General features: G+C 65.5%; 18 protein-coding genes and 3 pseudogenes. 2 read left to right on the top strand and 19 right to left on the bottom strand.

Features of this window, described 5'->3' with window-relative positions:
• Positions 1 to 20 precede the first annotated feature (20 nt).
• Positions 21 to 1,211, top strand: a complete 1,191-nt coding sequence (locus AADZ55_RS09570; RefSeq protein WP_085325197.1) for a PPE family protein — start codon at positions 21 to 23, stop codon at positions 1,209 to 1,211.
• Positions 1,212 to 1,236: 25 nt separating this feature from the next.
• On the opposite strand, the gene metK is transcribed toward AADZ55_RS09570, so the two are convergent.
• From metK to AADZ55_RS09475, 18 genes and pseudogenes are all read right to left on the bottom strand, one after another.
• On the bottom strand, positions 1,237 to 2,448 hold the full coding sequence (gene metK, locus AADZ55_RS09565; RefSeq protein WP_085325198.1) for a methionine adenosyltransferase: 1,212 nt from the start codon (positions 2,446 to 2,448) through the stop codon (positions 1,237 to 1,239).
• Between the two features lie 129 nt (positions 2,449 to 2,577).
• Positions 2,578 to 3,822, bottom strand: a complete 1,245-nt coding sequence (gene coaBC, locus AADZ55_RS09560) for a bifunctional phosphopantothenoylcysteine decarboxylase/phosphopantothenate--cysteine ligase CoaBC (RefSeq protein ID WP_085325227.1) — start codon at positions 3,820 to 3,822, stop codon at positions 2,578 to 2,580.
• 16 nt (positions 3,823 to 3,838) lie between these two features.
• Entirely contained in the window at positions 3,839 to 4,171 is a 333-nt protein-coding gene (gene rpoZ / locus AADZ55_RS09555) for a DNA-directed RNA polymerase subunit omega (RefSeq protein ID WP_085325199.1), read from the bottom strand.
• An 88-nt stretch (positions 4,172 to 4,259) separates the two neighbouring features.
• Complete coding sequence (gene gmk / locus AADZ55_RS09550) at positions 4,260 to 4,886, bottom strand: guanylate kinase (protein WP_085325200.1); 627 nt, start codon at positions 4,884 to 4,886, stop codon at positions 4,260 to 4,262.
• Positions 4,887 to 4,946: 60 nt separating this feature from the next.
• Positions 4,947 to 5,264 carry an integration host factor, actinobacterial type gene (gene mihF, locus AADZ55_RS09545; RefSeq protein WP_003407240.1) on the bottom strand — a complete coding sequence of 106 codons (318 nt, stop codon included), beginning with the start codon at positions 5,262 to 5,264 and terminating at the stop codon, positions 4,947 to 4,949.
• A 627-nt stretch (positions 5,265 to 5,891) separates the two neighbouring features.
• Positions 5,892 to 6,986, bottom strand: coding sequence for a PPE family protein (locus AADZ55_RS23545; protein WP_133056418.1), 1,095 nt, complete (start codon positions 6,984 to 6,986; stop codon positions 5,892 to 5,894).
• An 11-nt stretch (positions 6,987 to 6,997) separates the two neighbouring features.
• Positions 6,998 to 7,198, bottom strand: coding sequence for a hypothetical protein (locus AADZ55_RS23540; RefSeq protein WP_133056419.1), 201 nt, complete (start codon positions 7,196 to 7,198; stop codon positions 6,998 to 7,000).
• A pseudogene (locus AADZ55_RS09525) lies at positions 7,179 to 7,582 on the bottom strand (hypothetical protein); the annotation flags it as partial. The gene AADZ55_RS23540 and the pseudogene AADZ55_RS09525, both read right to left, overlap by 20 nt.
• Before the next feature lie 150 nt (positions 7,583 to 7,732).
• A complete protein-coding gene (locus tag AADZ55_RS09520) occupies positions 7,733 to 8,848 on the bottom strand; it encodes a PPE family protein (RefSeq protein WP_242670157.1) in 1,116 nt (371 codons plus the stop codon).
• Between the two features lie 11 nt (positions 8,849 to 8,859).
• A complete protein-coding gene (locus tag AADZ55_RS09515; RefSeq protein ID WP_423202369.1) occupies positions 8,860 to 8,982 on the bottom strand; it encodes a hypothetical protein in 123 nt (40 codons plus the stop codon).
• A 175-nt stretch (positions 8,983 to 9,157) separates the two neighbouring features.
• The gene (gene pyrF, locus AADZ55_RS09510) at positions 9,158 to 9,982 is read right to left on the bottom strand and encodes an orotidine-5'-phosphate decarboxylase (protein ID WP_085325202.1); all 825 of its coding nucleotides are present in this window, start codon (positions 9,980 to 9,982) and stop codon (positions 9,158 to 9,160) included.
• Entirely contained in the window at positions 9,979 to 13,332 is a 3,354-nt protein-coding gene (gene carB / locus AADZ55_RS09505; protein WP_085325203.1) for a carbamoyl-phosphate synthase large subunit, read from the bottom strand. Before carB ends, pyrF begins: the two co-directional genes overlap by 4 nt.
• 121 nt (positions 13,333 to 13,453) lie before the next feature.
• Entirely contained in the window at positions 13,454 to 14,584 is a 1,131-nt protein-coding gene (carA, locus tag AADZ55_RS09500) for a glutamine-hydrolyzing carbamoyl-phosphate synthase small subunit (RefSeq protein ID WP_085325204.1), read from the bottom strand.
• Entirely contained in the window at positions 14,581 to 15,078 is a 498-nt protein-coding gene (locus tag AADZ55_RS09495) for a transporter (protein ID WP_085325205.1), read from the bottom strand. The genes carA and AADZ55_RS09495 overlap by 4 nt, the downstream gene beginning before the upstream one ends.
• A complete protein-coding gene (locus AADZ55_RS09490) occupies positions 15,075 to 16,367 on the bottom strand; it encodes a dihydroorotase (RefSeq protein ID WP_085325206.1) in 1,293 nt (430 codons plus the stop codon). Before AADZ55_RS09490 ends, AADZ55_RS09495 begins: the two co-directional genes overlap by 4 nt.
• Positions 16,364 to 17,320 carry an aspartate carbamoyltransferase catalytic subunit gene (locus AADZ55_RS09485; protein ID WP_085325207.1) on the bottom strand — a complete coding sequence of 319 codons (957 nt, stop codon included), beginning with the start codon at positions 17,318 to 17,320 and terminating at the stop codon, positions 16,364 to 16,366. The genes AADZ55_RS09490 and AADZ55_RS09485 overlap by 4 nt, the downstream gene beginning before the upstream one ends.
• On the bottom strand, positions 17,317 to 17,889 hold the full coding sequence (gene pyrR / locus AADZ55_RS09480; RefSeq protein WP_085325208.1) for a bifunctional pyr operon transcriptional regulator/uracil phosphoribosyltransferase PyrR: 573 nt from the start codon (positions 17,887 to 17,889) through the stop codon (positions 17,317 to 17,319). The genes AADZ55_RS09485 and pyrR overlap by 4 nt, the downstream gene beginning before the upstream one ends.
• Before the next feature lie 545 nt (positions 17,890 to 18,434).
• Positions 18,435 to 19,640, bottom strand: a complete 1,206-nt coding sequence (locus AADZ55_RS09475) for an argininosuccinate synthase domain-containing protein (protein WP_085325210.1) — start codon at positions 19,638 to 19,640, stop codon at positions 18,435 to 18,437.
• A gap of 41 nt (positions 19,641 to 19,681) precedes the next feature.
• Here AADZ55_RS09475 and AADZ55_RS09470 point away from each other — a divergent pair.
• A pseudogene (locus tag AADZ55_RS09470) lies at positions 19,682 to 19,839 on the top strand (ATP-binding protein); the annotation flags it as partial.
• 170 nt (positions 19,840 to 20,009) lie between these two features.
• Here AADZ55_RS09470 and AADZ55_RS09465 read toward each other — a convergent pair.
• Positions 20,010 to 20,476: pseudogene (locus AADZ55_RS09465) on the bottom strand (IS1634 family transposase); the annotation flags it as partial.
• Between the last annotated feature and the right edge of the window lie 50 nt (positions 20,477 to 20,526).

Raw genomic sequence — 20,526 nt, 5'->3', positions numbered from 1 at the left:
ATGCATAGCGGGTTTGAAACATGGACTATGGAGTGTTGCCGCCCGAAATCAATTCCGGGCGTATGTATGCCGGTCCAGGCGCGGGTTCGTTGCTCGCGGCCGAGGCGGCTTGGGCGGGGCTGGCTGCGGAGTTGAACTCGGTCGCCGCGGGTCATCGATCGGTGATTTCCGGGTTAACTAGCGGTCCGTGGTTGGGGCCCGCGTCAACGTCACTTGTTGCCGCTACGTCTCCGTTCGTGGCGTGGCTGGACAGCAGCGCCGAGCAGGCGGAGCTGGCCGCGAGTCAGGCGGGGGCGGCGGCGGCCTCGTATGAGACCGCGTTCGCGGCGACGGTGCCTCCGCCGGTGATCACGGCCAACCGGGCGCTGCTGGCGGGGCTGATCGCCACCAATTTTTTGGGCCAAAACACCGCGGCGATCGCGACCGTTGAGGCCCAGTACTTCGAATTTTGGGCTCGGGACTCGGCGGCAATGTACGACTACGCGAGCTCCGCATCCACGGCGTCGCGGTTGACCGATTTCGCCGAGCCCGCGGAAGTGACCACCCCGGGCGGGTTGGGCCGGCAAGCCAACGCGGTTGCGGCCGCCGCCGCGAGTTCGGTCCAGACCAAGGTGCCCGAAACGCTGAACGGCCTCAACTACAACGTATCCGGGCTTTTGAAGACACTGTCGTCGCCCAACCTGGGCTTCTCAAGCCTCGATCCGATCGATGATTATCTGGTGAATCACACGCTGTTCGACGACCTCGCCTCGCTGTACACGAAGTATCTTGGCGGGTACGTCTCATCGGCGCAGATGACCGTCCAGATGGGACAGTCCTTCGGGCAGATCAGCAACGGTATCGCGGCCATGACCACGCTGATGAAGGGTTTGGCTCCCGCGGCCAACGCGTTAGAAGGCGCGGCTTCGGCGGCGGGGTCTGCCGCCACAAGTGCAGCCGCGAACGCCGGAGGCGTGGCAGCCGGACTGGGAAAGGCGCTTCCGATGGGCGCGTTGTCGGTGCCACCAAGCTGGACTCCGGTGAGCGCCGCAACCAACCCCGGGGTGGCGGCACTCGCTGACGCCGCTGCGGTCCCGGTCGGCGCGGGAGCGGTGAACACCCTTCCGGTAGCCCCCCCGTTTGGGCAGTTCATCGGTGGCCAGTACGGGCGCAATCTTCCGACCTACGGTTTCCGGCCCGCGGTGATGGCGAAGCCACCGGCCGCCGGCTGACCGGCCGGCTATCGCCGCACGGAGGCTAGATCGCGCTCTTGAGGTCGTCGACCTTGTTGGTCTGCTCCCACGGCAGTTCGATGTCGGTCCGGCCGAAATGCCCGTAGGCAGCCGTCGGCGCATAAATCGGGCGCAGCAGGTTCAGGTCGCGGATGATGGCACCGGGCCGCAGATCGAACACCTCGCCGATGGCCTTCTCGATCTTGAGCGGGTCGACGGCCTCGGAGCCGAACGTTTCGACGAACAGGCCGACGGGCGCCGCTTTACCGATCGCGTAGGCCACCTGCACCTCGACCCGTTCCGCCAGCCCGGCGGCGACGACGTTCTTGGCCACCCAGCGCATCGCGTAGGCGGCCGACCGGTCCACCTTGGACGGGTCCTTCCCGGAGAAGGCGCCGCCGCCGTGCCGGGCCCAACCGCCGTAGGTGTCGACGATAATCTTGCGGCCGGTCAACCCCGCGTCGCCCATCGGCCCGCCGAGAACGAACTTGCCGGTCGGGTTCACCAGCACCCGCACCGACGACGCGTCCAGGGTCTCGTGGGCCAGATCGTCGAGCACGGTGTTAAGCACCTTCGCTCGGATATCGGGATCCAGCGTCTTCGCCAGGTCGATATCGGCCGAGTGTTGGGTGGAGATCACCACGGTGTCCAGCCGCACCGGAACGTTGTCCTCGTAGGCGATGGTGACCTGCGTCTTGCCGTCCGGACGCAGGTAGGGCAGCACTCCGTTCTTGCGGACCTCGGTGAGTCGCCGTGACAGCCGGTGGGCCAGCGCGATGGGGAGCGGCATCAGCTCCGGGGTGTCGTTGATCGCGTAGCCAAACATCAGGCCCTGGTCACCGGCACCCTGAGAGTCCAGCGGATCGGCTGCGCCCTCCACCCGGGCCTCGTGCGCGGTGTCGACACCCTGGGCGATGTCGGGTGACTGCGCGCCGATGCCGATGTTCACCCCACACGTCGCCCCGTCGAAACCCTTGTCCGACGTGTCGTAGCCGATCTCGAGGATCCGTGCGCGGACCGTATTGGTGATATCGGCGAACGCCTCCTTCGCCGTCGTCGTCACCTCGCCCACTACGTGCACCTGCCCGGTGGTCACCAGCGTCTCGACCGCCACGCGTGAGCGGGGGTCCGCCGCCAGAAGCGCATCAAGGACCGAGTCGCTGATCGCGTCACAGATCTTGTCGGGATGTCCCTCTGTCACCGACTCACTGGTAAACAGCCGACCCTTTTCGCTCACTATGTCTATCCTTCCGATAATTAGTTAGCCGAATTATAGCCTCAGGCATCAATTTCAGCGCGTCCAACCGAGTAAGGGATCGTCCAGCACCTGTCCAGGACCCGTACAGAACCGGCCGCCGGAACCGCGCTAGCTGCTACAACCTTCCAGGAACGTGACGATTGCATCCACGATACGGCTCGCCATTAGTGTTTTGGAGCCGTGTTGCAATGCCAACTCGGTACCGTCGGACGCCAGCAGCCAGCCATCGTTGCTGTCCACCTCAAAGGCCCTTCCCTCGCCGACCGCATTGACGACTAGCAGATCGCAGCCTTTGCGTCGCAGTTTAGCTCGGGCATGAAAGAGCACGTCGCCGTTGGCGTCCCCTGTCTCGGCTGCGAAGCCCACGATGGCCCGCATATTGGGTAGTTGGCCATGGGCGCGGGCCCGCACCGCCCCCGCCAGCACGTCGTCATTGCGCAGCAGCTGGATCGTCGGTGGGCCTTCGGCGCCCTTCTTGATCTTGGCGGTGGCGACCTGCGCAGGCCGGAAGTCCGCGACTGCCGCCGCCATCACCAATACGTCCGCGGTCGGCGCGTGCTTGGACACCGCGTCCCCGAGTTGCTGTGCCGAACTGACGTGCACCACCTCGACACCGGCGGGATCGATGAGCCCCGCGGTATGCCCGGCGATCAAAGTAACCTCCGCGCCGCGCTGCGCGGCTACCCGTGCGACGGCGTAACCCTGCTTGCCGGAGCTGCGGTTGCCCAGAAAGCGCACCGGATCGATCGGCTCGCGGGTGCCGCCGGCGGTAACCAGCAGCTTTCGACCCGCCAGATCGTAGGGCAGGGCGTCGTGCCGCTCCAGCAGCAGCTGGGCAAGTGTGGTGATTTCCTCGGCCTCGGGCAATCGACCCGCCCCGCTGTCAGCGCCGGTGAGCCGTCCTGATGCGGGTTCCAGCACCACCGCCCCGCGACAGCGCAGCGTGGCCACGTTGTCGACGGTGGCCGGATGCAGCCACATCTCGGTATGCATCGCCGGCGCGAACAACACCGGACATCGCGCCGTCAGCAGCGTCGCGGTCAGCAGATCGTCGGCCCGGCCGGCCACCGCCCGGGCCAGCAGATCGGCGGTGGCGGGCGCCACCACGACCAGGTCGGCCTGTTGACCAAGGTGAACATGCGGCACCGCCGGAACATCGTCGAAAACGCCGGTGCGCACCGGCTCGCCGGAGAGGGCCTCGAACGTAGCGGCACCGACGAAACGCAGCGCGGATTCGGTGGGAATGACCCGGACGTGATGACCCGCCTCGGTGAGCTGACGAACGACGGTGCACGCCTTGTAGGCGGCGATACCCCCGGAGACGCCGACGACGATCCGCTTGCGGTCCACCAGCCCCGGCCCTGCCCTGTTACTCGCCCTCGGTGTGCTCGAGCAGATCGGCGTGGATCTCACGCAACGCGATGGACAACGGCTTTTCCTGCAACCCCGGCTCGACCAGCGGGCCCACGTATTCGAGGATGCCCTCGCCGAGCTGGTTGTAGTAGTCGTTGATCTGGCGGGCCCGCTTGGCCGCGTAGATCACTAGGGCGTATTTGCTCGAGACGCGGTCCAGCAACTCGTCGATGGGCGGGTTGGTGATGCCCAGCGGGGTGTCGTAGCCACCCGATCCCCCGGCCGATGGATCGAACTGATCTACGGCGGGAAGGGAGGCCAACGACGCGTCGGACTGCGGAATACTCACTTAAGACATTCTCCTGGCGGCGTAGGGCTGTGCGAAACGGCTTAGAACTCGGTACTGAATTTGGTCGGCGCCGGTCCAGCGAAACGACTCACGCGGGGCCCGGCACGGTTCCCACCAGCAAGGATACCAATTCCGTGCACGCAGACTCCAATCGCCTGTTCACCACGACCTTGTCGAAGTCGCATTGGGCTGCCAGTTCGATCCGCGCGGTGTCCAGGCGGCGTTGAATAACGTCTGCCGTTTCGGTGCCGCGGCCGATCAACCTGGCCTCCAGATCCGCCCAGCTGGGTGGCGCCAGAAACACACTGATGGCCTCGGGCATCGCCGCTTTGACCGCCCTAGCACCGGCCAAATCGACCTCGATGAGCACGGGAACACCGGACGCTGCCGCGTCCCGCACCGGCTGGGCCAATGTGCCCGATCGGTGTAGCCCACCGTGGATTTCGGCCCATTCCAGCAGCTCACCCTGGTCGATGAGGTCCTGAAAGCGGGCGAGGTCCACGAAGTGATAGTCGATACCGTCGACCTCGCCCGGGCGCGGCGCCCGCGTCGTGGCCGAAACACTGAAATGCAGGTTCGGGATCCGGTCACGCAGACACCGAACCACGGTGGACTTGCCGACGGCCGAGGGACCGGACAGCACCACCACGCGTCCCATAGCCGCTGGTGGGCGGCGTGCCGCGGGATTGGCGTCCGGTCCCTCACCGACGCTCACTGACGCTCCTGGGTAGGTTCCCCCCGCAGGCCGTTCGGCCTGCATCGTCGGCCGGCGAGGCTACGCGGAGCCGAACTTTTCCAGCAGGGCCTTGCGCTGGCGATCGCCGAGGCCACGAAGGCGGCGGGTCGGCGCGATTTCCAGCTCGGTCATGATTTCCTGCGCCTTGACCTTGCCCACCTTCGGCAAGGCCTCAAGCAGCGCAGATACCTTCATCTTGCCCAAGACTTCGTCACTCTCGGCGTCCTTGAGCACCTGCGTGAGGTTGGTGCCGCCACGCTTGAGCCGATCCTTGAGCTCTGCTCGCGCTCGACGTGCGGCAGCAGCCTTCTCCAACGCGGCCGCGCGCTGCTCGTCGGTCAACTGGGGAAGGGCCACGATTCCTCCGTCTCTCATCGATATCAATCGATCGTTGTTTGTCTCAGCCGGGTACTTCTGCCAGCGCAGACGACCGTACTCAGGGTTCCTGACGAAATCTAACCCGACCCCCCGGTTTTGGGGACATTTGCCCAGCGTGGGCGCGGCGTGCGCCGTCGGACAACGGTCCGCTGGGCAACATCGACGGCCCCTTGACGGAGCGCCGCGCCCATGCCGCCATGGCCGGGCAAAAGACATGAATAGTCTTGTCCAGCAGGCGATTTCGACTCTCCTGGCTCGTTCACCCGGCAGCGGTGTATGGCGGCAGGGGCGGCGGGGTGACGGCAGCTGACATCGCAAGTCGCAGTGCCGGGGATCACTCGCAGTTGGGTGGCGTGTCGCGCGTGTCGCGCGTTTCTGCGCCAAGGCAAACCTGGCGACGTTCGCCGACCTTCCCGCCAACGCGATGCCCACCAAGAGGTCATCGTGGCTGCTAGCACCCCGAACGAGGGCGCTCAGCATCGTTGGGCACTATCCTGGCGCCAGCCCGCGCTAGCCGTCGAAAGTTCTCCCAGCCGCCTATCAGTCACTACCCAGTCTTCTATCAGCAAAGCCTCCCGCTCACTGCCACGTCGTGAAACTGCCGGGTCACCTTGCCACAGTGAGTGCCGCCGGGTCGGGGGCCCAAGTGCCCGGCAGCATTGGCATCGTTGGGCTGCCGCCGAAGTCATCACCGGCCAGGGTGGTCAACCCGGCCACCTCAACGACCACCTCCTTGCGTACCGTGCCAGCAAACCCCGAGGGTCCCGCGCCACGATCGGACGTCGGCGTAGCGGCCCGCGGCGGCGGGGCGGCTGCGGCGCTGCTGGTCGCCGATGCCAGTGCGGGGGCTAAGGCGGGGGACGAACCTGGCGCGGCGACTGCGGGTATCGCAGCAGACGACTGACCGACGGTCAGATCGGATAGCCCCGCTATGCCGATCATCCCCCCCTGGGGGGCGGTTAGGTCATCGAAGGCAAAGTCGTCATCCCACGCGGGATTAACCAAGACGTCATCCAAGTTGATGCCCTTCGTGTACCCCGTGTACTCCGTGTCCGCGTACTCCGTGTCCGCGTACTCGGTGTCCGTGTACTCCGCGTCTGTGGACTCCGTGTCGTAGTCCTCCGTAATCGTGTACTCCGTGTCGTCGTCCTCCCAGTCATCGATTGACACATTGGATTTCAGGATTGGCGGCGGGGGGCCGGTCTGCCGCATCGAAGACAGCGCCGACTTGGAGGTCGCGTCATAGGTCGCCATCGTGGTGGCGGCCCGAACCCACATCTGCACATACTGTTCCTCGTTGATCGCAATGGGGATGGTGTTGATGCCAAAAAAATTGGTCGCCACTAACACCCCATGCGTGACGTGGTTGGCGGCCAGCTCGACCCGTGTCGGCATGGCCGCCACCGCGGCGGTGTAGGCCGCGGCCATGAGCTCGTGTTTTGCGGCCATTTCCGAACTCTTGACGCTGGCGTCGATCAGCCACGCCAGAAACGGCAGATACGCGGTCACAAACGCCTCGGCGGCGTGCCCCTGCCACCCCCCGGACTTCACCGTTCCTAACAATTGCTCGACTTCTGATGCCGCCTGTGCATACTGGGCGCTGAGCTCGAAATGGTGTGAGGCGGAGTCCAACATTGGCCCAACCCCCGCGCCGTAGTTGAAGTTCAATAACGCCGAGTGCACCTCGGGAGGCGAGCCCATCCACGGCTCCGTCACATCCCACCGCCGAAATGCGATGCTGCCGCCGCGGCCTGCGTGGCGGCCAGGCGGATGATCAATTCTTCGATAGCGGCGCCGGCGCCTTCCACGCCTTCGGGAAGGACTCGCAAAGTCACGACAAAGACTCCATCTGTTTGGGGATTCAACGGGTATTCACGCAGGCCCGGCACACCGCTATTGAACACGAATACCATTGCTGACGAAGGTTAGAGCACAGCGTGGCGAGGACTCAGAGACCGTGAGCGGGGTCACACCGCCGCTCGGCTCGAGACCCCGCGCAGGAGGGTGAACGTTTACGCCGGGGCCAGTCCGCAAAACCTCGCGCGACACCGCTGGCAACAACTGGCCCCGCGTCGCCCCGCCCAGCCCCGTAAGTGCTTCAGCGCGCTGACATCGGGCGGCTGTACCACCGTGGCCCCGACGACCACGCCGATGGATCCGGGACCGGGTCCAGCCGTCACATTGGCCGCCGCGGCGTGATCCACGATCAACTGGGCCACCGTACGACCGTTCGCGTCGGCGCGTTGCACCGTCGAACCCCCCGGATTGGAGGTGGCCGCAGCGAACATGAATAGTCCTGTCTAGCAGTCGATTTCGGCTCACCGGGCCTACTCACCCGGCCAGCGGCGAACGGCGGCGGGGTGACGGCAGCTGGCGTCGCAAGTTGCAGTGCCGGGGATCACTCGCAGTTGGGTGGCATGTCGCGTGTCGCGCGATTGTGCACCGTGTCACCTTGCCGCGGCGAGCGCAGTCGGGTCGGGGGCCCAGGTGCCCGGCAGCATTGGCATCGTTGCGCTGCCGCCGAAGTCATCACCGGCCAGGGTGGTCAACCCGGCCACCTCAACGACCGCCGCCTTGTGTACCGTGCCAGCAAACCCAATGGGTCCCGCGCCACGGTCGGACGTCGGCGTGGTAGCCCGCGGCGGCGCCGCCGCCGCGGCGCTGCCGGTCGCCGATGCCGATGCGGGAGCTAAGGCGGCGGACGAACCTGGCGCGGCGACTGCCGGGGCCACGCCCGCGACCGTCAACATGGCGGGAGCAGCCGCGAGGGGCGCAAGCGGGGCGACGACGGCGGGTGTGGTAGCGGACGGAACCGCGGTCAGGCCGGATAACGCCGTGCCGGTTATCGCCCCCAGGTTGGCGACGACGCCCCCCAGAGCGACCGTCAGCAACAGCGGGGAGCCGGCCAGCCGGATAGCAAGTGCCTGACCTCCCCTGAGGGTATGTTGTATTTCCGCAACGACGTTATCCATCCGGGTGGGTGGACCGCCGAAGAAGTCGTCAAACGTGTCCGGCTCTTCGTCGACCAGCACAAAGGATCTCCGGATCGGCGGCGCGGGGCCGATCGGCCGCATGGAGGACAACGCCGACTTGGAGGTCGCGTCATAGGTCGCCATCGTGTTGGCGGCCCGAACCCACATCTGCACGTACTGTTCCTCGTTGATCGCAATGGGGATGGTGTTAATGCCAAAAAAATTGGTCGCCACCAACACCGCACGCGCGACGTGGTTGGCGGCCAGCTCGACCTCCGTCGGCATGGCCGCTAGCGCGGCGAGGTAGGCCCCGGCCATGAGCTCGTGTTTTGCGGCCATTTCCGAGCTCCTTGCGCTGGCGTCGATCAGCCACGCCAGAAACGGCAGATACGCGGTCACAAACGCCTCGGCGGCGTGCCCCTGCCACCCCTCGGCCTGCACCGTCCCTAACAATTGCTCGACTTCTAATGCCGTCTGTGCGTATTGCTCGGCGAGCTCGAAGTGGTGTGAGGCGGAGTCCAACATTGGCCCAACCCCCGCGCCGTAGTTGAAGTTCAATAACGCCGAGTGCACCTCGGGAGGCGAGCCCATCCACGGCTCCGTCACATCCCACCGCCGAAATGCGATGCTGCCGCCGCGGCCTGCGTGGCGGCCAGGCGGATGATCAATTCTTCGATAGCGGCACCGGCGCCTTCCAGGCCTTCGGGAAGGACTCGCAACGTCACGACAAAGACTCCATCTGTTGGGGATTCAACGGGTATTCACGCAGGCCCTGCACACCGCTATTGAACACGAATACCATTGCTGACGAAGGTTAGAGCACAGCGTGGCGAAGACCCAGAGACCGTGAGCGGGGTCACACCGCCGCTCGGCTCGAAACCCGGCGCAGGCGGGTGAACGTTAGACAGCGGCGAGATAGGCGACGGCGTCGAGCATCCGTTCCGCTGCCGCCCGCAGTTGCGGAACGCCGGGGCCGGCCCGCAAAACCTCGCGCGACACCGCTGGCAACAACTGGCCCCGCGTCGCCCCGCCCAGCCCCGCAAGTGCTTCAGCGCGCCCGCCCTGCGCGCCCACACCGGGCACCAGCACCGGTCCACCCAGGGCGCTGACATCGGGCGGCTGTACCACCGTGGCCCCGACGACCACGCCGATGGATCCGGGGCCGGGTCCAGCCGTCACATTGGCCGCCGCGGCGTGATCCACGATCAACTGGGCCACCGTACGACCGTTCGCGTCGGCGCGTTGCACCGTCGAACCCTCCGGATTGGAGGTGGCCGCCAGCACGAACACCCCTCGGTCGTGCCCCAACGCCACCTCCAGCAGCGGCCGCAGCGAACCGAACCCCAGGTAGGGCGAGGCCGTCACGGCGTCGGCGGCCAATGGTGAATCACCCACCCAGGCCGCGGCATAGGCCGCCATCGTTGACCCGATGTCCCCGCGCTTGACGTCGGCCAACACCAGGACTCCTGCGGCCCGCAGCGCGCCGATCGTCTTTTCCAGCACCGCGAATCCGGCGGCACCGTAGGCCTCGAAGAACGCCACCTGCGGCTTTACCACCGCGAAACCGGCGTAGGCCGCAACGCAAATGTCGCAGAACGTGCCCAACCCATCGGCGGTGGCCGGCAGATCCCAGGCCCGCAGCAACTCCGGATGCGGGTCAATGCCCAGGCACAGCGGCCCCCGGCGCGATTTCGCGTCGGCGAGCCGGGCACCGAAGCCGGTCACCGGTCGGCACTCCGCGGACCGATCGCGCGGTGCAGCTCCTGCAGCGACCGCACCCCGATGTCACCACGGATCCCCGCTTCGATGCCTTGCACGGCGGCCGAGGCACCCTGCACGGTCGTGACGCAGGGGATGTTGACGGCCACCGCCACCGACCGTATCTCGTAGCCGTCCACGCGCGGACCGGAGTTGCCGTAGGGCGTGTTGATCACCATGTCGACCTCACCGGCCCGGATCGCGTCGACCGCGGATGCCGCGGGCCGGCCCGGCTGCGGCGGCTCGAAGTGTTTGCGCACCTCGTCGCACGGAATACCGTTGCGGCGCAGCATCTCTGCTGTTCCCTCGGTAGCAACAACGCGAAAGCCCAGGTCGGCTAGCCGTTTGACCGGAAACACCAGTGATCGCTTGTCCCGGTTGGCGACCGATACGAATACGGTGCCCTCGGCCGGTAGCGATCCATAGGCGGCGGTCTGACTCTTCGCGAAGGCGCTGCCAAAATCCCGATCGATTCCCATAACTTCGCCGGTCGATTTCATCTCCGGACCGAGCAGCGAGTCGATAGCCGCTCCGTCCGCGCGCCGGAACCGGTGGAATGGCAACACGGCCTCCTTGACCGCGATCGGGGCGTCCGGCGCAGCACTGCCGCCATCCCCGGACGGCGCCAGAATTCCTTCTTCGCGAAGCTGAGAGATCTTGGCGCCCAACATGATCCGAGCACACGCCTTGGCAAGCGGGATGGCCGTGGCCTTCGAGACAAACGGTACGGTGCGGCTCGCGCGCGGGTTGGCCTCCAAGACGTAGAGCACGTCGTCTTTGAGTGCATATTGCACATTGAGCAGACCCACCACGCCAATTCCGTGTGCGATGGCCTCCGTCGCACGGCGCACCTTCTCGATATCGCTGCGACCCAACGTCACCGGTGGCAGCGCACAGGCCGAGTCTCCGGAGTGGATACCGGCCTCCTCGATGTGCTCCATGATCCCGCCGATGTAGACCTCGGTGCCGTCGCACAGCGCGTCGACGTCGATCTCGACCGCATCTTCGAGGAAGCGGTCGACAAGCACCGGGTGCTCGGGTGAGAGCTCGGTGGCACGGGTGATATAGGCCTTCAGTGTCTCCTCGTCGTAGACGATCTCCATGCCACGCCCGCCCAGCACATACGACGGCCGCACCAGCACCGGATAGCCGATCTCATCGGCGATGCGTCGCGCGTGCTCGAAAGTGGTTGCCGTGCCGTACTTCGGCGCCGGCAATCCCGCGGCGCTCAGCACGTCGCCGAACGCGCCACGGTTCTCGGCCAGATCGATGGCCTCCGGCGGGGTGCCGACGATCGGAACCCCGGCATCGGCGAGCCGCTGCGCCAGACCGAGCGGAGTCTGGCCGCCGAGTTGCACGATTACTCCTGCGACGCCGGCCCCACCCGCGGCCGACTGTTCCTCGGCATGGAACACCTCGAGGACGTCCTCGAACGTCAGCGGCTCGAAGTACAATCGGTCGGCGGTGTCGTAGTCGGTGGATACCGTCTCCGGGTTGCAGTTGATCATGACGGTCTCAAAACCGGCCTGGCTCAATGTGGTTGCCGCATGCACACAGCTGTAGTCGAACTCGATGCCTTGGCCGATCCGGTTGGGGCCCGACCCCAGGATTAGCACCTTGGGTTTCTCGGTCTGCGGGGCCACCTCGGTCTCGGCGGCCGTGTCGAGCTCGTAGCTGCTGTAGTGGTAGGGCGTCTTGGCCTCGAACTCCGCTGCGCAGGTATCCACCGTCTTGTACACCGGGTGGATGCGGAGACGCTCACGTAGCGAGCGCACACCGGCCTCGCCAGCCAATTCCGGTCTTAGTGCCGATATTTGGCGGTCGGACAGTCCGTTGTGCTTGGCGTGGCGCAGCAGGTTGGCATCCAGCACCGGCGCGTCGACAAGTTCGGCCCAAAGGCCCACCAGCTCGTCGATCTGCGCGACGAACCACGGATCGACACCGCTGGCCCCGGCCACCCGTTCCACCGAGGCGCCCAAGCGCAGCGCCAATTCGATGTCATACAGCCGTCCTTCGGTCGGGGTACGAAGGCGCTCCAGCACCTCATCAACACCACCGTCCGGGTCGGGCGCCGTCCAGAACCCGGCCCGGCTGGTCTCCAGCGAACGCATTACCTTACCGAGTGCTTCGACGAAGTTGCGGCCCAACGACATTGCTTCCCCGACGGATTTCATGGTGGTGGTCAGGGTGGTATCGGCGCCGGGGAACTTCTCGAACGCGAACCGCGGCGCCTTGACCACCACATAGTCGAGGGTCGGTTCGAAGCAGGCCGGTGTTTCCTTGGTGATGTCATTGACGATCTCATCGAGGGTGTAACCGATGGCCAACTTGGCGGCGATTTTGGCGATCGGGAAACCGGTGGCCTTGGACGCCAACGCACTTGACCGGGAGACCCGTGGATTCATCTCGATGACGATCAGCCGGCCGTCGCGTGGGTTGACCGCGAACTGGATGTTGCAGCCCCCGGTGTCCACGCCGACCTCGCGTAGAATGGCGATGCCCAGATCCCGCATCCGCTGGTATTCCCGGTCGGTCAACGTCATGGCCGGGGCGACGGTGACCGAGTCGCCGGTGTGCACGCCCATCGGGTCGACGTTCTCGATCGAGCACACCACCACCACGTTGTCGTGGCCGTCGCGCATCAGCTCGAGTTCGAATTCCTTCCAGCCGTAAATCGATTCCTCAATCAGCACGTTGGCGCTGGGCGAGGCGGCCAGCCCCGCACCGGCCATCCGGTCTACGTCCTCGGCGGAGTACGCCATACCCGAGCCGAGACCGCCCATCGTGAAACTGGGCCGAACCACCACCGGAAAGCCGAGTTCGGCGACCGTATCGCGAACCTCTTCCATGGTGAAACACACTCGGCTGCGGGCGGATTCACCGCCGACTTTGGCGACGATGTCTTTGAACCGCTGCCGGTCCTCGCCGCGCTGGATTGCGTCGAAATCGGCACCGATGAGTTCGACGCCGTAACGCTCCAGCACCCCGTTCTCGTACAGCGCCACCGCGGTGTTCAGTGCGGTCTGCCCACCCAGGGTGGCCAGCAGCGCGTCAATCTTGTTGCCCCGCTCGGCCTGCTGGGCGATCACCCGCTCCACGAATGCCGGCGTGATGGGCTCTACGTAGGTGTGATCGGCATACTCCGGGTCGGTCATGATGGTGGCCGGGTTGGAGTTGACCAAGCTAACCTGCAAGCCCTCGGCGCGCAGCACTCGGCACGCCTGGGTGCCGGAGTAGTCGAACTCGCAGGCCTGTCCGATGACGATCGGCCCCGAGCCGATCACCAACACGTGGCGTAGGTCAGTCCGCCGCGGCACTAGCAGTCCCCTTTCTGAGCGTGAGCTGGGGGCACCGCCCGCTCGCGAACGACCGTAGTTGTACGCCGTTTACGGCGTGTCGTTGTACAAACACGCGCCCCCGCGGGGAAAGGTGAACGGCTCATGCCCGCCCAGCTTCCATCAGGTCAACAAAGTGGTCGAACAAGTACTCCGCATCGTGCGGACCGGCGGCCGCTTCCGGATGGTATTGCACCGAAAAGGCCCGGCCGTCAGCAAGTCGGACGCCCTCGACCACCCCGTCGTTGGCGCAGGTGTGACTGACCACGGCCGGGCCGAATGGCGTGTCGAAGGACTGGCCCGCCTCCCCCTCCAGCGCGAAGCCGTGGTTCTGCGCGGTCACCGCGACTCGTCCGGTGGCGTGGTCGATAACCGGGATGTTGATCCCGCGGTGACCGAATACCATCTTGTAGGTCGACAGGCCCAGCGCCCGGCCCAGGATCTGATTGCCGAAACAGATGCCGAACAACGGGATTCCCGCGGCCAACACCTCCCTGGTGAGCGCGACGACGTGATCGGCGGTGGCCGGATCCCCGGGGCCGTTGGACAGGAACACACCGTGCGGTTTGATGTCGACGATCTGTTCGAAGGTCGCCGAGGCCGGCAGCACATGGCTGCGGATCCCGCGCCGGGCAAAGTTGCGCGGCGTGTTGGTCTTGATCCCCAGATCCAGTGCTGCCACGGTGAACCTTGAAACGCTCGGTGGCCCTTCGGGTTCGACGATATACGCATCCGGCGTGCTGACCTCACCGGCGAGGTCGGCACCCAGCATCGGCTGCTGGGCCCGCACCCGCTCGATCAGCTGATCGGGATCGGCAAGCGCCGTATCCGAGAACACCCCCGCCTTCATCGAGCCGCGACTGCGCAGATGACGCACCACCGCCCGGGTATCGATGCCAGCGATCCCGACGATGCGTTGCCGGACGAGCTCATCTTCCAACGTGCCGGTGGCGCGCCAGTTGGAAGCGCGCGGTGACGGGTCGCGCACCGCGTACCCGGCGACCCAGATCCGCTCGCCGCGGCTCTCGGCGTCCTCACCGTTCCAACCGGTGTTGCCGATCTGTGGAGCGGTGGCCACCACTATCTGGCGGTGATAACTGGGATCGGTCAGCGTCTCTTGATAGCCCGACATGCCGGTGCTGAACACGGCTTCCCCGAGCGTCTGGCCTGTCGCGCCGAACGGCGTCCCGGTGAAGATGCGCCCGTCCTCGAGTACCAGCAGGGCTTTACTCACGCGGCCTCCCGTATCCAGCCGTCATATTCATCGCGGTCGTTTGCCCGAAACCCGATATCGATCTCGACGCCCGACGGCAGCCGCCACCGGATGGCCAGTATCCCATCCCGGGCCGCCACCTTGCCCGCGACACCGCGCTCGGTGCGGATGGCGGTAATCGACTCCTGCGGGATCCAAATCGGTTTGGCACGAATGCGTTGCATCATTATTCCCTCGGGATGGCGGGTAAGCACCGCCTTGCTGCGGTACCCAAGATCACCGACAGTGACCCGGTCGTTCCAGGCCGGTGCCAGCGTGCAGCCGACGTAGAGGCCTCGGGTTGTGATTGTCGCCGAGCCCATCCTGCCGGGCACGTCGGGCAAGTCGCCGATCAGCTCCGCCTGACGCCGGGCCCGATGCCGCCAGCCGCGCACCATCAGCTGGATCACCACCGCGATCACCACCACCAGCACCGCTGCGAAGATCAGCGATCCCAACAGCGTCGCAGAGTTCATGCCGGGCTCTTCTGATCCCGGGCGGTAACCTTCCCGCGCAGCAGGGTCGCGGTCACGGTGGCGGGCAGCCTCATCGACTCATACGGCGTGTTGGCCGACCGGCTGGCCAGCTCGCTCCCGGCCACCATCCAGGTGGCGTCGGGGTCCACCACGGTCAGATTGGCCGGCTCCCCCACCTCCAGCGGCCGGCCATGATCGGGCAATCCCGCGATGCGTGCTGGATTCTCACTCATCACCCGGGCGACGTCACGCCAGCTCAGTAGGCCGGGCACCACCATCGTCTGGACCACCACCGACAAGGCGGTCTGCAATCCCAGCATGCCGGGGCGCGCCGCGGAGAACTCGACGCACTTCTCATGTTCGGCATGGGGGGCGTGGTCGGTGGCCACACAGTCGACCACCCCGTCGGCCAGTGCCCGTCGCAGCGCGATCGCGTCGGCGGCTTCGCGTAGCGGCGGGTTGACCCGGTTAACTCCGTCGTAGCTTGCCAGCCTGCTGTCATCGAGCAGCAGGTGATGGGGGGTAACTTCGGCGGTAATCGAAATACCTTGTTCCTTAGCCCATTTCAGAATCTCGACGGTGCCCGCGGTGGAGGCGTGGCAGATGTGCACCCGGGCGCCGGCGTCGCGGGCCAGCAATGCGTCGCGGGCGACGATCGATTCCTCGGCGGCCCTGGGCCAGCCCGCCAACCCCAAGCGCGCGGCCGTGGGCCCCTCGTGTGCGACGGCACCACCGGTCAGCCTGGGCTCCTCGGCGTGCTGGGCGACCAGCGCCCCCAGGCCGGTGGCGTACTCCAGGGCGCGGCGCATCACCAACGGGTCATGCACGCAGTTGCCGTCGTCGGAGAACATCCGCACCTGCGCGGCGCCGGCGGCCATCATGCCCATCTCGGTGAGCTCGACGCCCGCCAGCCCGACGGTGACCGCACCGACGGGGTGCACGTCGACCAGGCCGACCTGCTGGCCGCGGTGCCAGACGTGGTCGGTGACCACCGGACTGTCCGCCACCGGATTCGTGTTGGCCATCGCGAATACCGCGGTGTAGCCACCCAAAGCCGCTGCCGCCGAACCGGTTTCGATATCCTCGGCATACTCGCGGCCGGGCTCACGCAGATGAGTGTGCAGATCGACCAGCCCGGGCAGCAGCACGTGACCGGTGGCGTCGATGACGTCTGCAGTATCCGGGATGGCAAGCCCCGCGCCGATATCGGCGATCTGACCGCCATCGACCAAGACGTCGACCCGCTCCCCCTCGCCGTACAACCGGACGCCACGAAGCAGCACGCTCATGCCGCACCCTCTTCCCCGGCCGACTCGGTCCCGACCAAGACATGGAACAGCACCGCCATCCGCACATGCACCCCGTTGGAAACCTGTTGGAGCACTGCTGATTGCGATGAGTCAGCTACCGACGATGCGATCTCCATGCCACGCACCATCGGCCCCGGGTGCAGCACCACGGCATGGCCGGGAAGCATCACCTGGCGCCGCTCGGTTAGCCCGTAGCGGACCGAATACTCGCGGACCGACGGGAAGAAGCCGCCATTCATCCGTTCGGCCTGCACCCGCAACATCAACACCGCATCGGCGGCGGGCAGCTCGGCATCGAAATCGTAGGAGACGGTGGCCGGCCAGCCAGCCACCCCGACCGGCAACAGCGTCGGCGGCGCCACCAACACCACCTCGGCGCCCAGCGTGGCCAGCAGCATGACGTTGGAGCGGGCGACCCGGCTGTGCAGGATGTCCCCGACGATCACGATGCGCCGGCCCTCGATGCCACCGAGGCGCTGACGGATGGTCAACGCGTCCAGCAGCGCCTGTGTCGGGTGTTCGTGGGTGCCGTCGCCGGCATTGATCACCGACGGGCCGTCGTCGTTGCCGGTCCACTCGGCAAGCAGATGCGCGGCGCCGGAGGCGGGGTGGCGGATGATCAGTGCATCCGCCCCGGCCGCACGCAGGGTCAGTGCGGTGTCACGCAGCGACTCGCCCTTGCCTACCGACGATCCGGCGGCGCTGACGTTGATCACATCGGCGCTCATCCATTTGCCGGCGACCTCGAACGACACCCGGGTACGAGTGGAGTTCTCGTAGAACATCGTGACTATGGTGCGACCACGCAGCGTCGGCAACTTCTTGATCTCGCGACCAACCAACGCCTCGGCGAACCGGTCGGCGTCGTCGAGGATGGCGGTGGCCTCGTCGCGGTTCAAATCGCCGGCGGCCAGCAGATGCCTTGGGGTCATCGCGAAATCACCACGCCGTCGCGGCCATCCTGTTCGAGCAACTGCACGTGCACGCTCTCGCCGCGCGACGTCGGAACGTTCTTTCCCACATAGTCGGCGCGCAGCGGCAGTTCCCGGTGGCCACGGTCGACCAGCACCGCCAATTGCACCGCCCGCGGCCGGCCCACGTCGCGCAGCGCGTCCAGGGCGGAACGCACCGATCGCCCGGAGTACAGCACGTCGTCAACGAGGATCACCAGCGTGTCGTCGATGCCGCCGGGCGGGATCGACGTGACCTCCAGCGGTCGCGGTGGCTGCATCATCAGGTCATCTCGGTACAGGGTGATGTCCAGGGCGCCGTGGTCAACCTCGACACCGCTGTATTCGCCGATGTTGGTTGCCAAGCGCTTGGCCAAGATCACGCCGCGAGTCGGGATGCCCAAAAGCAGCACCCGCGGCGCATCGGCTGCGTCCAACGCGGTCTTCTCGATGATCTGGTGTGCAATGCGGGAAATGGTGCGGCCAACGTCCGCCCCGGACATCAGTTCTCGGGGTTCCCGGCCAATAGCGGACTCACCCACGGCACCCATGCGAGACCTTGACCTCCTTCTCCGCCTCTCCGGACGGGTCGTTAAAGGATGTCGACTGCCCGGCAGCGTAGCACGGCCCCGCGGCGACGATGCGGGGCGCGCAGCGGCCCGAGGAGGAGCGCGGCAATCGGGACCCCGCGGCGACGATGCGGGGCGCGCAGCGGCCCGAGGAGGAGCGCGGCAATCGGGACCCCGCGGCGACGATGCGGGGCGCGCGTCCTCGCTGAGTCGCCCTTTTTAGCTGTGTCGGCGCGTCCTGGTGATCCAATCCAGCTCGGGTTTCCATCGAAGTTTGTGGTTGCCCAGGTCAACTGAGAAACCGGCCACCGGATCTCTCGCCGCATGGGTCCACCACCGTTATCACCGCGTCGAAACCCCATAGCCGTGGCGCCCGAAGCGGCGAGGGCAGTAGTTGCGCGTCGCGACGCTTGCGGGCTGACCGTTCTCTGAGGCTGGTTAGTCATGCAAAAGCGGGCGATGTCTAGGTGTCTTAAATCTATTGATCCCAATTTTGCTTCGGTTGAGTGCCAACCACGTCATGGAGATCAAATTTCCCTAGTATGCATGTCTGATAGCGAGCGCATCGCGAGCCAAGGTCCGACATCGAAGCTTGCGATAGCTTCGTCCAGTGGCATCGCCAGGGACGAGTGGCAGAAGCAACCCGGCGCGTCCACAGACCGAACGTTTGCAATGCCTGGTTGCAGCAAAATGCTCACCTCGCCGGAAACCGGCACGTCGAGAGCGGCCAGGCATTCGCGTAAACAACGAGCGAGGTGGCTGAACCATCGACCATGCACCGCCAAAACAGTCCATTCATTCGCCAGGTAAGAGCGCACGGAATACTCATCGGGCGGTATCGTCGCATTCGCAAGCGCCTTGTGGCCTGCGAGAATCACCGCCGCCGCTGGCGCCTCACGGACCTCCCGGGATTTGAAGCCGAACGGCGTGTCCTCGAGACCACTGTACCTGCCGATGCCATGGAGCCCCGCAATATCATTGAGAACATTCACGATCTGCTCTAAGGACGCGGACTCGCCGTTCATTCCGCAGGGGAGCCCGCGATCGAATTTCAGCCGTATCTCCACGCTGTCGGCCGTGATGTTTTCGACCGGGCGGGTCCAGCGGAATACATCCTCGGCAGGTGGTACCCGAGGATCTTCCAATGGCCCACTTTCGATGACGCGCGCCCACGGAGTGGTGTCGATGCTATAGGGATCGTCACAAAAATCCAGGCCTTCTTCTTGGAGGCTACGAAGCTTCGCTTCGCGTGGAATATGGGACCTAACGAATGGAGAGGCAATAACCAGGTCGGAGTCCTGGGCCATCAGGGATGCCGAAAGTCGCACAGCACTGTTCTGCTTCCAGGTAGCGGTGTGGCCGACACAATCGATTCCCCGCTCCCGCGCCGCACGGCAGGCAACTCGAGCGATCAACGGCCGGGTCAAGCTAGAGCTGATCGGGAACATATTCTGGTAGAGGGCATCTGCGTGGATGGCGGCCGGCAGAAACTCCTGATAGTATTCTTGGGACGCATCAATCTCAATATATTCGGCACCGAAATAATTCGCGTTGGCCTCGGCGAACGAGTTTGTTCCATCGCCGATCGCAACTCGGAGAGCAACTATGCGTATAGTGTGATTCTGCGCCCATTTAAGGAAATAGGTTCCATCGAGCCCTCCCGAGTACAACAAGAGTAGCGGTTGGGGCGGCAACTTTGCTAGTTCGTCAAGAGATGTAAGGACGCGACTCACGACATTTCCTTCGCTCTGGTGTCATCGCCTAAAATCCTAGCCAGGTCTGCGGCGACGCGACCATCGCGTAGGCGATGATCGACCGCATCGTGCATCACGCCGATGTCACCTCAAAGGCGCCAGCTACCGCATCAAACACACCGCAATCGAGTCCCTGTCCTCCGTCGAAGCCGACCGCCAGGCAGACTCAACCCCGTAAACACGCCTGCGCACTTTTCGACCGGGTGGTTTCCAGCGGTCATTGCAACATTGGGACCGTTATGAAGGTTAGCAACTGGGTGAAGATTTCGGTGGGCTGCGGTCGTCGAGGATGGCTCGCGGTTGGTGATTGAGTTCGCGTTCGACCCGCTGGAGATCGCCACGGCTGCGCGGGATAGATCGTGTGAAGACATGCCCGTCGGGAATCTCCTCACCAGGGTGTTTGTCCGCCAGCGGGCCACAACATCCGGCACGAAGGGGATTTTGGTGCCGAGGATGAACGAGAGCCCGCAGGCCTGCCGGGCGATCTGGTTGGCCTCGGAGATCATTCCGGCGTCGGCGACTACGGTGACGTCGGTCAGGTTGTGGGTGGTTTTGAAGGCATGGATCACGGGCAGCATGGTGGCCGTCTCGGCCTTGTTGCCTTCGAAGGCTTCCACGGCCAGCGGGAACCCAGAGGCGGCGGCGGTCAGCAGGCCAATGGTGATCTGCGGGTCCAGGCGCCGTTCCTTGGAAAATCCAGGCTCACGCAACCCATCACCGGCATCGGTTTCGAAGTACAACGTGCTGACGTCATGCAACACCAACGACGCCGGACCCAGGCCGGCCCGGGCCGCACACGCTGCCGATAAAGATTGCCAACGCGCGAATCGACCTACCGCCGAACCAGACGCCCGTATGCTGACAG

It is taken from the genome of Mycobacterium decipiens (assembly GCF_963853665.1).
Lineage (GTDB): Bacteria > Actinomycetota > Actinomycetes > Mycobacteriales > Mycobacteriaceae > Mycobacterium > Mycobacterium decipiens.
Note: the sequence above shows the minus strand (reverse complement) of the source record. Positions and strands in the feature narration are given on the sequence as shown.

What these genes read in the sequence shown, in the direction of transcription:
- AADZ55_RS09570 (WP_085325197.1), top strand. Translation starts at nt 21, where the DNA reads ATGGACTATGGAGTGTTGCCGCCCGAAATCAATTCCGGGCGTATGTAT.
- AADZ55_RS23545 (WP_133056418.1), bottom strand. Translation starts at nt 6,986, where the DNA reads ATGGGCTCGCCTCCCGAGGTGCACTCGGCGTTATTGAACTTCAACTAC.
- AADZ55_RS23540 (WP_133056419.1), bottom strand. Translation starts at nt 7,198, where the DNA reads ATGGTATTCGTGTTCAATAGCGGTGTGCCGGGCCTGCGTGAATACCCG.
- AADZ55_RS09520 (WP_242670157.1), bottom strand. Translation starts at nt 8,848, where the DNA reads ATGGGCTCGCCTCCCGAGGTGCACTCGGCGTTATTGAACTTCAACTAC.
- AADZ55_RS09495 (WP_085325205.1), bottom strand. Translation starts at nt 15,078, where the DNA reads ATGAACTCTGCGACGCTGTTGGGATCGCTGATCTTCGCAGCGGTGCTG.
- AADZ55_RS09490 (WP_085325206.1), bottom strand. Translation starts at nt 16,367, where the DNA reads ATGAGCGTGCTGCTTCGTGGCGTCCGGTTGTACGGCGAGGGGGAGCGG.
- AADZ55_RS09485 (WP_085325207.1), bottom strand. Translation starts at nt 17,320, where the DNA reads ATGACCCCAAGGCATCTGCTGGCCGCCGGCGATTTGAACCGCGACGAG.
- pyrR (WP_085325208.1), bottom strand. Translation starts at nt 17,889, where the DNA reads ATGGGTGCCGTGGGTGAGTCCGCTATTGGCCGGGAACCCCGAGAACTG.